The sequence below is a fragment of the Chitinophaga rhizophila genome, from assembly GCF_019492185.1.
GTDB lineage: Bacteria > Bacteroidota > Bacteroidia > Chitinophagales > Chitinophagaceae > Chitinophaga > Chitinophaga rhizophila.
In genome coordinates this window covers 1543425-1555671 of the sequence record NZ_JAICCF010000001.1, presented here as the reverse complement: position 1 = coordinate 1555671, position 12247 = coordinate 1543425, and the positions used below count along the sequence as shown (strand labels likewise).

At 44.7% G+C, this 12247-nt stretch carries 11 protein-coding genes; 6 read left to right on the top strand and 5 right to left on the bottom strand.

Annotated elements, in window-relative coordinates:
* Positions 1-531: 531 nt before the first annotated feature.
* Positions 532-1047, bottom strand: a complete 516-nt coding sequence (locus tag K1Y79_RS05750) for a hypothetical protein (protein ID WP_220249041.1) — start codon at positions 1045-1047, stop codon at positions 532-534.
* Between the two features lie 338 nt (positions 1048-1385).
* Positions 1386-1895: a hypothetical protein gene (locus K1Y79_RS05745; RefSeq protein ID WP_220249040.1), complete on the bottom strand. Its 510-nt coding sequence runs from the start codon at positions 1893-1895 to the stop codon at positions 1386-1388.
* A gap of 185 nt (positions 1896-2080) precedes the next feature.
* On the opposite strand from K1Y79_RS05745, the gene K1Y79_RS05740 reads away from it, so the two are divergent.
* The 3 genes from K1Y79_RS05740 to K1Y79_RS05730 are packed head-to-tail and all read left to right on the top strand — an operon-like array spanning position 2081 to position 5795.
* Positions 2081-2581 (top strand): (2Fe-2S)-binding protein, encoded by a 501-nt coding sequence (locus K1Y79_RS05740; RefSeq protein WP_220249039.1) that lies wholly within the window; start codon positions 2081-2083, stop codon positions 2579-2581.
* Complete coding sequence (locus K1Y79_RS05735) at positions 2578-3564, top strand: FAD binding domain-containing protein (protein WP_220249038.1); 987 nt, start codon at positions 2578-2580, stop codon at positions 3562-3564. Before K1Y79_RS05740 ends, K1Y79_RS05735 begins: the two co-directional genes overlap by 4 nt.
* Entirely contained in the window at positions 3564-5795 is a 2232-nt protein-coding gene (locus K1Y79_RS05730) for a xanthine dehydrogenase family protein molybdopterin-binding subunit (protein WP_220249037.1), read from the top strand. Before K1Y79_RS05735 ends, K1Y79_RS05730 begins: the two co-directional genes overlap by 1 nt.
* A 74-nt stretch (positions 5796-5869) precedes the next feature.
* Here K1Y79_RS05730 and surE read toward each other — a convergent pair whose 3' ends face one another.
* Entirely contained in the window at positions 5870-6604 is a 735-nt protein-coding gene (surE, locus tag K1Y79_RS05725; RefSeq protein ID WP_220249036.1) for a 5'/3'-nucleotidase SurE, read from the bottom strand.
* Positions 6605-6665: 61 nt separating this feature from the next.
* Between surE and K1Y79_RS05720 the strand changes: the two genes are divergently transcribed.
* The 3 genes from K1Y79_RS05720 (at position 6666) to K1Y79_RS05710 (ending at position 10197) form a co-directional block, all read left to right on the top strand.
* A complete protein-coding gene (locus K1Y79_RS05720; RefSeq protein ID WP_220249035.1) occupies positions 6666-7556 on the top strand; it encodes a diacylglycerol/lipid kinase family protein in 891 nt (296 codons plus the stop codon).
* A gap of 70 nt (positions 7557-7626) precedes the next feature.
* Positions 7627-8610 carry an ABC transporter ATP-binding protein gene (locus K1Y79_RS05715; RefSeq protein WP_220249034.1) on the top strand — a complete coding sequence of 328 codons (984 nt, stop codon included), beginning with the start codon at positions 7627-7629 and terminating at the stop codon, positions 8608-8610.
* A gap of 30 nt (positions 8611-8640) precedes the next feature.
* Positions 8641-10197: a 3'-5' exonuclease gene (locus K1Y79_RS05710; RefSeq protein WP_220249033.1), complete on the top strand. Its 1557-nt coding sequence runs from the start codon at positions 8641-8643 to the stop codon at positions 10195-10197.
* A 2-nt stretch (positions 10198-10199) separates the two neighbouring features.
* On the opposite strand, the gene K1Y79_RS05705 is transcribed toward K1Y79_RS05710, so the two are convergent.
* Both K1Y79_RS05705 and K1Y79_RS05700 read right to left on the bottom strand, forming a co-directional pair.
* Entirely contained in the window at positions 10200-10622 is a 423-nt protein-coding gene (locus K1Y79_RS05705; RefSeq protein WP_220249032.1) for a response regulator, read from the bottom strand.
* Between the two features lies 1 nt (position 10623).
* On the bottom strand, positions 10624-12093 hold the full coding sequence (locus tag K1Y79_RS05700; RefSeq protein WP_220249031.1) for an ATP-binding protein: 1470 nt from the start codon (positions 12091-12093) through the stop codon (positions 10624-10626).
* Between the last annotated feature and the right edge of the window lie 154 nt (positions 12094-12247).

The window sequence follows — 12247 nt, the reverse complement described above, 5'->3', positions numbered from 1 at the left end:
GGTTTTACATAGCAAATAAAAAAATAGTGGAATGGGCGTAAGATAACGGTCAGATAGACTGAGTTACATAACGAACAAGGGTTTCATGAACTTCCTGCAGGGAATCCGGGTTAAACAATCATTTTTTAGGACGTGGTGGAATAAAATGGTATCAATATTTGATATCAGAAATTGACAGCTGAAAAGTAGAATGTATTTGTGAGAATTACATTTTTTTATTTTCAGTGAAACCTTTATTTTCTATAAATCAGATATAATAATACTAGTACTGAGCAAAGTGGTTGCAACTGCTATAATCCAATACAGGAAAGGGAAGGAGAGACGTGTATATATACCATTTGCATGATTATCTCTGAAGTAATATTGCATTGTCTTGTTGATAAAAAGTTGCTGAACATTGTTAGCTATTACCCGCATACTACATCCGGTATTTCTTTCAGATTACCTGAAACGGAAACGGCTATTCTGTGTAAGCAGAACAGCCGTCTTCGTATTATTTTTCAATTCTTTATATAGAACAACAAACTGTTGTTATTCTACCACTGTAAGTTGCCCGCGAAAGAAGCCGCTAAGCGTGTTTCCCCGGCCGAAGTCCAACGTGTAAGTGAATGCCTGGTATTCCGGGCCATTTATAAAAGTCAGACTTCCGCCTGTAGGTTTGCTGAAAATTTCTCCGGTTCCTGTAACTTCAGCACCGGATTTATATGCTACATTTTTGAGTAATAATGCAACGTCAAAGTTTTTAGTCTTGTCGTATGCCACCGCGTCAGATGACATGTATGTATAAGTCCCCGAATCTCTCAGCGTATCCAGCAGGAACTGTACTGCATGTACATTACCTGACGCAGATGCTGCAGGATGCATGTCAGTGAAAGCAATCTGCGTCCCTCCGGACCATTCCTTTCTGACTGCATAATCAGTATGTATAAAATGCTTATCTTGTGTAAATCCGTTTATCGGATCTGTTTCATTGTTCTTACCATCAGTGCATCCGTAAAAGGCATAACATAATACTCCAGCTAATAAGCTGTATGCTGATCTGGTCATCTAGTTGTAGGTTTCTGTAGTCGTATACTGATTGTGCTGCAAATATATAAATACTTTCTGATTGCATACACACATCGATGTGTCATAGATTTTATTGTAATATAATTTTAACACAGAAATACACCAGGTACACAATAAGTCCACCTCAAGTCCACCTCTAGTCCGCCCTGTATAAACCTTTTCACTATCTATTCAATAGGCCTTCTGTATGTTTTCCATAGGCGCATAACGTCATTTCAGGGTTACCTGGGTTACATCATCGTGTTAGTACACCGGTGTGCTGTAAATAGAAAAGCTGCCCGATTACAGGCAGCTTTTCATCCTTATGGGTGCATTAACTATTTTAACAGTATCAATACATCGTTAAATTCTCCTTTCACCGTCGTATTCGCATATTTGAGGTCATATACAACACTGTAATAACCCTCTACTATTCTCACCGTAACAGAACCACCTGTCAGTGAATCCAGCCCTTTGGCCGCGTCAGTAAATTCGCCGTTGGCAAATGGCTGGTTATGATATACCTGGGCAGTGCTGAAATTCTTGGTACCATCATAGCTGGCCGAATCTGTGCTTTTAAAAGTATACGTCTGGCCGGATACAATTTTGTCCAGGTCTATACCAATGGCACTTGCATTTCCGCTGAAGCCTTCAACACTGATATCCTTGTCTGTAAAAATCAGCTGACTGCCATCCTGGTTCCAGTCTACCAGATACCCATAACGGGTAATTACTTCCTGATCATTGATGGTAAAGCTGTTAGGTGGACTCTGGTTTTCATCTTCATCTTTTCCACAGGCTGTGAACAGAAGTGTGGCGGCCAACAGGCCCAGGGCAAGTTTTTTCATTACATCTCGGGTTTTTATAGGTATAGGTAAATAATCGCTGCCAGCGGTAGCTATGTCAAATATAGAGATAATAAATATATTAGAGAATAGTTTAAAATGAGCTTCTTTTCATCTTTGCGCCTGCTAGTGGTCAGTACCCCATGGCGCAATCTTTGATCCCGCTACTATGATCAAAACATATTCAAATGGATCAAGTTGCTGCATCGGTAATGGTTGATCAACCCACTCATACTATTACGCTGACTGTTAATAAAATCACTTACGAACTCAAAGTGCTTCCCTGGGTAACATTACTGGACGCTATCCGCGAATACATTGAACTACCCGGCACCAAAAAAGGGTGCGATCATGGGCAATGTGGCGCGTGTACTGTCCTGGTAAACGGGAAGCGTATCAATTCCTGCCTTACACTTGCTGTGATGAAAAATGGCGCTGACATTACCACCATAGAAGGCGTAGCGGAAGATGGTGTGCTGCATCCTTTACAGCAGGCATTTATAGATCACGACGCGTTCCAGTGCGGGTATTGCACGCCGGGTCAGATCTGTTCTGCCATAGGCCTGATCAACGAAGGGAAAGCCACTACAAGGGAAGAAATTCAGGAGCTCATGAGTGGTAATCTGTGCCGCTGTGGTGCTTACCCGAATATTGTGGCAGCTGTGCAACAAGTAAATGGTAAACTATGAACAACTTCACTTATACACAGGCTGACGGTGTAGATAATGCCGTACAGGAAATAGCGGGACATTCTGAAGCGCGCTTCATAGCAGGCGGAACTAATCTCATCGATCTGATGAAAGAGCATGTGATGCAGCCGGAACACCTGATAGACATCAACAGCATTCATCTTAACAGCATTGAATTTCTTGAAGATGGCCGCCTCCATCTCGGCGCATTGGTCACTAACGCAGACACAGCCTGGCATCCTGCGGTAGAGAAACATTATCCGCTGCTCTCTGACGCTATACTGGCAGGCGCTTCTCCGCAGTTGCGCAATATGGCTACCAATGGGGGTAACCTTATGCAGCGTACGAGGTGTTACTATTTTTATGATACTACTACGCCTTGTAATAAAAGAGAACCTGGTGCCGGCTGCTCTGCCATGAACGGATACAATCGTATTCATGCTATACTTGGTACCAGTCCGCATTGTATTGCAGTACATCCCAGTGATATGTGCGTAGCCCTGCGTGCGCTTGATGCGACTATCCAGGTGAAAGGCTTACATGGTGAACGCCTGATCCCCATTGCAGACTTTCACCGGTTGCCAGGCGATACGCCGCAGCTGGATAATAATCTGGCACATGATGAACTGATTACAGGTATCATTCTTCCCCGTGAGCATTTCACCCAGCACTATAAATACCTTAAAGTACGTGATAGGGCATCCTATGCGTTTGCTTTGGTATCTGTAGCTGTTGTAGCAACCATGGAGGAGGGCATTATCACTAATATCCGGATGGCCATGGGAGGCGTTGCACATAAGCCATGGCGAGATGAAAATGCAGAGCAGTGGCTGAAAGGAAAACCTGCTACGCAGGAGAACTTCGCCTATGCAGCAGATATGATATTGCAGGATGCAAAGACATTCGGCACTAATGATTTTAAACCTGCCCTGGCAAAACGTGCTATTGTACGTGCCTGCCGGGAAGCAACAAATATCGGGTGATGAACAATAACACAAACTATATTGGTAAGCCGGTAAATCGTGTGGATGGATATGCGAAGGTGACCGGCGGCGCTAAGTATGCGGCTGATCATCATGCCAGAGGACTCTGTTATGGTGTAGTCGTATCTGCTGGTATTGCCAAGGGAAAAATCCTGCATATCGATACTACGGAAGCGATGCAGCTGGAAGGTGTATTCAAGATATTCACACATGAAAATGTCTCCGGACTGGCATGGTTCAACCATAGCTATAAAGATATGGACGCGCCTCCGGGCAAACACTTCAGGTACCTGCAGACAGATACCATCACTTATAGCCAGCAGCCGGTAGCACTGGTGGTAGCCGAAACCTTTGAACTGGCGAGGTATGCTGCTTCACTGGTGAAGGTGACTTACAAAGCAGATGCACACGTTACCAACCTCACTGGCAATCTGGATCAGGCACGGCCACCGAAAGGTAAAAAGTCAGGCTTTAAAAAGCCATCCAGCCGTGGGCATTTTGACAAAGCATTTACTGCTGCACCTGTAACTTTGGATGCTACCTATTTTCATGGAGCGGAACATCATAATCCCATGGAGATGCATGCTACCACGGTGTTGTATTATAAAAACGGCAGTATTACCGTATACGATAAAACACAGGGTATTCTGAACACACAGAGTTATGTGAAAAGTGTGTTCGGACTGTCAGGCAGGAAGGTAAAAGCATTATCCCCTTTTGTAGGAGGTGCTTTTGGCTCGGGCTTAAGGCCGCAGTACCAACTATTTATGGCGGTACTGGCATCCCTGGAACTAAAAAGATCTGTGAAGGTAATGCTCACCAGGCAACAGATGTTCTCCCTGGGCTTCAGACCTATTACCCAGCAGTCATTGTCAATAGGATCAATGGAAGATGGATCTCTGCAGGCCATCAAACACGAAGCCGTATCAGGTACCTCCCAGTTTGAAGACTATGTGGAAAACATTGTCAACTGGTCGGGTATGCTGTATCATTGTAAAAATGTAAAGCAGTCTTACCAGCTGGTTAGCCTGGATACTTATACGCCGCTGGATATGCGTGCGCCAGGAGCTGTAACCGGTATGTTCGGACTGGAATGTGCAATGGATGAACTGGCGTATAAACTGAATATTGATCCGCTGGAACTAAGATACATCAACTACAGTGTAGAAGATGGCAGTATGAAAAAGCCTTATTCCAGTAAAGCGCTGCGGGACTGTTATCAGCAGGCTGCTGAAAGGTTCGGCTGGTCGCAACGTAATCCGGAGCCCAGGTCTATGAAGAACGGGCATTTGCTTACTGGTTGGGGTATGGCCACTGGCATGTGGGATGCTATGACGGTACCTGCCAGGGCAAAAGCTACTTTTACTGCGGATGGACGCTTGACGGTAGGTAGTGCAACGGCGGATATCGGTACTGGTACTTATACTATCATGACACAGATTGCCGCAGAGACGCTGGGACTTCCTATGGACAATGTCACTTTTCAACTGGGAGACGCCTCATTGCCATACGCTTACCTGGAAGGTGGTTCTGCCACTGCCGCTTCAGTTGGCACCGCTGTTCAGAAAGCCTGCATGCAGGTAAGGGAGCGGTTGCTGGATCTTGCTAAAGACATACCTGACTCACCCTTCAAGGGATTGTCTGTTGCGCAGGTGTCCTTTGCAGACGGTATGATGTTTATGACAGAGACGCCGGCTAACTTCATTCACCTGAAGGATATCATGACACTGACTGATACAGGAGAGATCAATGTGACATCCACACCGTTACCTAATGTATTCAAGCAGATGAAGTATGCCAAGAATACACATGCTGCAGTATTTGTAGAAGTACAGGTAGATGAAGAACTGGGTGCGGTGAAAGTTACAAGAGTCGTGAGTGCGGTAGCTGCTGGCAGGATACTGAATCCTAAGACAGCACGTAGCCAGATTATGGGTGGTATTGTGTGGGGGATCTCAGGTGCATTACATGAGGAGAGTGTGCTTGATCACCAGTTTGGCCGCTTTATCAATCATAACTATGCAGAATATCATATACCTGTTAATCTTGATATCAATGATATTGATGTCATCTTTGTTGAGGAGCAGGATGATGTAGTGAACCCGATGGGAATAAAAGGAGTAGGGGAGATCGGGCAGGTAGGTGTAGCGGCGGCTATAGCCAATGCCATTTACCATGCAACCGGCAAGCGAATCAGGGAGCTGCCGATTACGCTGGACAAACTATTATAATCGAAAAAGGCTGCAATTGCAGCCTTTTTCCAGTTATCAGCTATGGAGCCTGACATCTCTTTGGTCAGGGTAAATTACAATGAGTGACTATTCAGTGCCGCCTGTAATTCCTCCTCATTAGTCAGGTCCAGGCGCAATGGCGTTATGGACACAAAATCGTTCTCAACAGCCCATCTGTCCGTGCCTTCTTCAGCAGGTTCCAGCGGGGTTACGGTGAACCAGTAATGCTTACGGTTCATCGGGTCTGTACCCGGAACGATCTTGCCATCATATAAACGTACGGATTGTCTCGTCCAACGGATTCCTTTAGGTTGCGGAGGAAAGTTAACATTGAACAGACTGAGCCCTGGTTTATCCAATAATAGCTCCAGTACCTGGGCTACATAGTCTTCAAAGGCCTCAAAATCCGGCTCTGTTTTTCCTACCGGCGTACTCAGGGCAATACCTTTAATACCCAGCAGTACAGCCTGTTTGGCTGCAGCCAGCGTACCGGAATGCCACATCCCGTTACCAAGATTAGGCCCCATATTGATGCCTGAGAGCACCACATCTGTCTTGCTGTACAAATGTGTTCCCAGGGCAACACAGTCTGCCGGGGTACCATTTACACGGTATGCTTCAATACCTTCAAAATTGATAGGAGAAGCTTTAAAGGAAAGCGGGCGGGAATGTGTTACCGCATGCCCCATCGAAGACTGTTCAACATCCGGGGCTACTATCCTTACTTCGCCAAACCGGGAAGCTACCTTAGCTAATGCCGCAATGCCCGGACTGTATATGCCATCGTCGTTTGTGATTAGTATTCTCATACTAATGCGGCCTCCAAATTCATGCCATCGGCCGTGGTATCCTTTTTGTAATTAATATGTTATGAAAGCGCATTTACTGCATAACCCCAAAGCAGGTGATAAAGATCACTCTGAAAATGAACTGGTGAAAAAGATCAGTGCTAATAAGATTAAATGTATCTATTCTTCCGCAAAAAAGAACTGGTGCAAAGACCTTACCCCGGATGCCGACTTTGTAATCATTGCTGGCGGGGATGGTACCGTCAGAAAGGTGATACTGGAGTTCCTGACGGGCAGGGCGGGCCAGCAGCGGTATCCGTTGGCGCTGTTGCCTATGGGAACGGCTAATAATATAGCCCGGTCGCTACATATTACCGGTGAAGAGGAAGATATTATCGCTTCGTGGCATCAGCATAATATACAGCGTTTTGATGTAGGGAAGATTGCCGGTTTTCATGAGGACATGTTCTTCCTTGAAGGCTTCGGTTGTGGAATCTTTCCGGTACTGATGGATACCATGAAACGGCTGGAAGAACCGGATGATCCGGAAGAAAAAATCAAACTTGCGCTGGAGACCCTGCATGATATTATTGATAACTATCAGGCACAGGCCTGTAAGCTGGAGATTGATGGGGTGGACTACTCCGGCAATTACCTGATGGTAGAGGTAATGAACATCCGCTCTATCGGTCCGGGTTTGAACATGAATAAAGATGCTGATCTGTGTGATGGTGAGATGGAAGTAGTGTTACTGAGTGAAGACAAGCGGAAATCGTTTTCTGCTTACATAAAAGACCGTATTGGTTCCAGTGCTAATAAAGACTATGACCTGCCGGTTATTAAAGGAAAAAATATCCGTTTGTCATGGGCAGATGAGCATGCGCATATTGATGACGAACTGATAAAATCCCGGGAAGGTAAAAGCTACATTGTCAGCATATTGAAGCGTGAACTGGAGTTTTTAGTACCGTGATGACTGTCTTTACTTGCTTCCTCCCTCTTTAAGTGGTAATTTGCAGCTTTTTATGTGATATCAGCTTAATATGAATCTGTTAGAAGTATCGGACGTGCGCAAGCAGGAAGGGGAAGAAGAAGTACTGAAAGGTGTAAGTTTTACACAGCAGGCTTTCCAGAAAGTGGCAATTGTTGGAGAATCGGGGTCTGGTAAAAGCACCCTCCTCAAAATAATAGGCGGCCTGACGCAATCAGACGGTGGTGAAGTGCGGTTTGAAGACGTAAAGGTGAAAGGTCCGCTGGAAAGATTGCTGCCTGGTCAGCCGGGTATTGCCTACCTTTCTCAGCATTACGAGCTGCGTAACCATTACAGGATGGAAGAGATTCTCTCTTACGCCAATACCCTGACAGATGAAGATGCAGAAAGATTATATAAGATCTGCCGCATTGATCATCTCATGAAAAGGAAGAATGACCAGCTATCCGGCGGTGAAAAGCAGCGCGTAGCCCTTGCACGGTTGCTGACAACAGCCCCCCGCATGCTGATACTGGATGAACCTTATTCCAACCTCGACCCCATTCTGAAACATACTTTAAAAGCAGTTATCCGCGAGATCAGTGAAGATCTGAATATTACCTGTCTGCTGGTGTCGCATGACCCCCTGGATACCCTCTCCTGGGCAGACCATCTTATCGTAATGAAAGAGGGCCGGATTGTGCAGCAGGCTGACCCGCATACCATCTATAACAAACCTGTCAGTGAATATGTTGCGGCCTTATTTGGCAGTTACAATATGATTTCTCCGGATCAGGCTAACGACTTCAGCCAGGTGGAGGGTTTGACTATTAATGGTAAAAATATGTTTATTCGTCCGGAGCGCTTTCGTATAGTGGAAAGCGGACAGCACAGTATTACCGGCAAGATCAACGATATCAGTTTCCTGGGCAGCAGCTACGAATTGCAGGTAGCCCTGGCATCCGGTGTAATTACTGTAAAGACCGATCACAACGGATTTGAGAAAGGCGCGCCTGTTTACCTGGCTTTATCCGCTGCGGATGTGTGGTATGCCTGATAATAGCTGCAGATGATGTAAATTCGGGCCATGAAATTGACTCAGGAGCAGGCTGCTATTATCAACAGTAAAGGAGATATCAGGATCATCGCAGTTGCAGGAGCAGGTAAAACAACGACCCTTATTGAGTATGCAAAGGCAAGACCGGATAAACGTATCCTCTATCTGGCATTTAACAAAACCGTTAAGATAGAAGCAGAGCGGAAGTTTGCAGAAGTGAAGCTGATGAATGTGCGGGTAGAGACAGCACATTCGCTGGCATACTCTTATATTGTCAGAGGCTCCGGATATACTATTAAAAGTGAAGGTTATAAAATCAATGAGATTGTAGATATCCTGAATTTACGCGGTCTCAAGGGAAAACATGCCGAGTCTATACTCGCTACACATATCAACGGATACCTTTCTTACTTCTGTAATAGTGCGCCGCCAAAAGTGCAAGATCTTGACTATGAAGATGTACTGACAGATCGTGAGGCCATAGAATTTGCTACAAAATACAAGAAAGACATTCAGTATCAGACCCGTCTCTTCCTCGATAAAATGAACAAGGGAGAGATTCCTATCACACATGATTTTTACCTGAAGAAGTTCCAGTTAGCCCGACCAGTGCTAAATTATGATGTGATCCTGTTTGATGAGGGACAGGATGCTTCCGGTGCAATGCTGGATGTATTCCGTTCGCAGGAAGGAGTGAAGGTGCTGGTAGGAGATAGCCATCAGCAGATATATGGATGGCGGTATGCAGTGAACTCACTGGACAAACTGAACTATCCGTTATATACACTCAGTACAAGCTTCCGTTTTGACCAGGATATTGCAGATCTGGCGTCTTACGTCATTCAGTGGAAGAAATTGTATAGTAATCCTCTGCTGGTGAAGGTGATCGGTTTCGGCAGATCACGCAAGACGAAGAGCAGGGCTGTTGTAGCCAGAACAAATGCAGGATTGCTGGTGAAAGCTATTGAACTGCTGATAGAAAAGAAAGAGATCAAAACGGTCTATTTTGAGGGCCGTATCGAGAACTATACTTATGCTAATGAAGGCGCTTCTATTTATGATATTCTGAATCTTTATACCGGCGATGTAGGCCGTATACGTGATCGTACTATCGCATCGATGGATAGTATGGAGGACCTGGAAGAATATATTAAGACCACAGGCGAGACTCAGATGGGTATGCTGGTGGATGTGGTGAAGAAGTACGGTGCCAAGATTCCCGGTTATATCAAGAAACTAAAGGACTGTCACCTCGACCACGATGATAAGGAACAGGCAGATATGATCTTTTCAACAGTACATCGTTGTAAGGGAATGGAGTATGACGAGGTGACACTGACGAACGACTTTATCACACATGACAAGGTAGTAAAGCAGGCAGAGAATATTGATAAGGTGAATATTCAGAAGTTATCAGAAGAAATTAACCTGTTGTATGTAGCAATTACAAGGGCAAAAAGCCATCTGTATATACCGCAGGAGATATTGACCGGGCAGCAGAAGCCTATACCGGTACTAAAACGGAAAAGAGTCTCCGGTGCAGCAACAAAAGGAGAAAATTATGTCTACGCCGGAGAGCGGAAATAGCCCTAGACCTTTTTAAAGTTGAGCAGATCTATCATCAGGTTGAATGCATCCATAGCGGATGGACTATTCAGTTTCAGCGGTTTGATGATATAACCGGATACGCCCAGTTTTTCTGCAGTTACTTTATCTGTTTTATCGCCAGAGGTGGTGAGAATAAAGCGTTTAATCTGTTTCAGTTCTTCCTTGCCGTGCATATATTGCAGCACTTCAAAGCCATTGACTTTGGGCATGTTGATGTCTATCAGCATTACATCAGGTAGTGCATCAGTACCCGCAGCGATCTGTTCATCGAGCAGCGTAATGGCTTCCTCTCCATTACGTGCATTAGTGAGTTTGTAAAAAATATTCAATTTATCAAGTGAACGCTTAATATCTATCACATCCAGCTTATCATCTTCTACCAATAAAATATTAATCGGTTGCATTTTATTCTTTTGACCAGGTGAATGAAAAGACAGAACCCTTGCTTGGTGCGGAGACAACATTGATATGTTGCTTCTTTGTCTCTATAATTTTTTTGACAATTGCCAATCCTACACCTGTGCTTTCGAAACTATCCCTGTCCTTTAAAGTCTGAAAAATAGTAAAAATCCGCTTTTGATAATGCTTTTCAATTCCATTTCCATTGTCAGCAATGAAAAATTCATAGTGATCAGATCGGTCTTCATAATAGACTTTTACAGCAGGGTCGGGCCTTTCATTGTGTTTGATGGCATTACCAATAAGGTTAGAAAAAATTTGAAATAACCACAGCTTTTCTCCGTGTAAAACCGGCAGATCTGCAATTTCCACTGTTACATGACTGGTGTCGGGCAGGCTGTCAATTACTTCTCTGACCAGGTTATTGAGTACAACTTCTTCTTTTTCTATGGCTTCTCTGTCTGCACGGGCATACGATAGCAAGCCTTCAATCAGGTTTTCAGCCCTGGTGATGCGTCCTTTGATCAGTTCCATGTATTCATATACTTTGGGGCTCAATTCTTTCTCATGATCCTCCTCAATCCACGATACAACATTGCTGATACCTCTCAGTGGCGCTTTCAGATCGTGTGATACGATGTGTGCGAACTGGTCCAGTTCTTCGTTAGAACGTTTTAACAGGGATATATGGCGGGACAGTTCTTCGGTCATATGGTTCAGTGTTGCGCCCAGCGAACTGAGTTCATCACTACCGGTGTCGTGGATGGTAACGTCATAATTGCCTCCTGCAATGCTATTGGCCAGATCTGTCATTACTTTGATACGTCTGGATATTTTGTGGGTAACGTAGATGATGATAAAAAGCCCCAGTACAATGGACGCTGATATAAGCATCAATGACAGGATATTGGTATTGACCACGGAGGCAGCCAGTTCCTCCTTTCGTGCATCGCGCCGGTCATACTCATATGCAGAGAACTGTTTGAATTTTTCCTGCAGGGCGGTCTGAATGGCTCTTTCATGGCCGGAGGTAAACTTTTCCCTGTATAAGATGTTAAATGTATCCAGGTGGTGGCGACTGATGGAAGCAGACATCTTGGCGTGTTTGAGCGGGTCGGTATATTCAGCCGTCCACTGTTCATTCAGTTCTGTAATTTCCTTAAGCATACTAAGTTGCGCACTATCCATTCGCATGGTAGACATCTCCTGCAATATCAGCCCATTTTCAATATTAGAAGTATCATAGGCTTCCACAAACGAGCGTTCGCCTGTAAGCAGGTATCCCCTGAGGCCATTGACCATGGTCAGCACATTTCGCTGAAAGCGACTGCTGTTACGTACCAGGTTGGTAGAGGCAGTGAAATAGGCATTGTTTTCTGTAACCGCGTTGGAAAGACTGAAATTCACGAATGTGGTGAAGGAAAACAGTACCAGGATAGATACAAATCCCAGGAATATATAGTGAGAAATCTTCATAGCGTCGCAATGGTAACAAAAAATGAGATGACTGCCTAAGTTACTATTAAGGAAAATAGTAAGCATTTTCCAAAAGTTCCGGTATATTTTTAGCGGCAATTAGCTATGCGCCAGATTATTTTAAGTAGGTAAATTACGTTATGTGTGAACGAAG

Coding starts and splice junctions, on each gene's coding strand:
- K1Y79_RS05750 (WP_220249041.1), bottom strand. CDS start 1,047: ATGACCAGATCAGCATACAGCTTATTAGCTGGAGTATTATGTTATGCC.
- K1Y79_RS05745 (WP_220249040.1), bottom strand. CDS start 1,895: ATGAAAAAACTTGCCCTGGGCCTGTTGGCCGCCACACTTCTGTTCACA.
- K1Y79_RS05740 (WP_220249039.1), top strand. CDS start 2,081: ATGGATCAAGTTGCTGCATCGGTAATGGTTGATCAACCCACTCATACT.
- K1Y79_RS05735 (WP_220249038.1), top strand. CDS start 2,578: ATGAACAACTTCACTTATACACAGGCTGACGGTGTAGATAATGCCGTA.
- K1Y79_RS05730 (WP_220249037.1), top strand. CDS start 3,564: ATGAACAATAACACAAACTATATTGGTAAGCCGGTAAATCGTGTGGAT.
- surE (WP_220249036.1), bottom strand. CDS start 6,604: ATGAGAATACTAATCACAAACGACGATGGCATATACAGTCCGGGCATT.
- K1Y79_RS05720 (WP_220249035.1), top strand. CDS start 6,666: ATGAAAGCGCATTTACTGCATAACCCCAAAGCAGGTGATAAAGATCAC.
- K1Y79_RS05715 (WP_220249034.1), top strand. CDS start 7,627: ATGAATCTGTTAGAAGTATCGGACGTGCGCAAGCAGGAAGGGGAAGAA.
- K1Y79_RS05710 (WP_220249033.1), top strand. CDS start 8,641: ATGAAATTGACTCAGGAGCAGGCTGCTATTATCAACAGTAAAGGAGAT.
- K1Y79_RS05705 (WP_220249032.1), bottom strand. CDS start 10,622: ATGCAACCGATTAATATTTTATTGGTAGAAGATGATAAGCTGGATGTG.
- K1Y79_RS05700 (WP_220249031.1), bottom strand. CDS start 12,093: ATGAAGATTTCTCACTATATATTCCTGGGATTTGTATCTATCCTGGTA.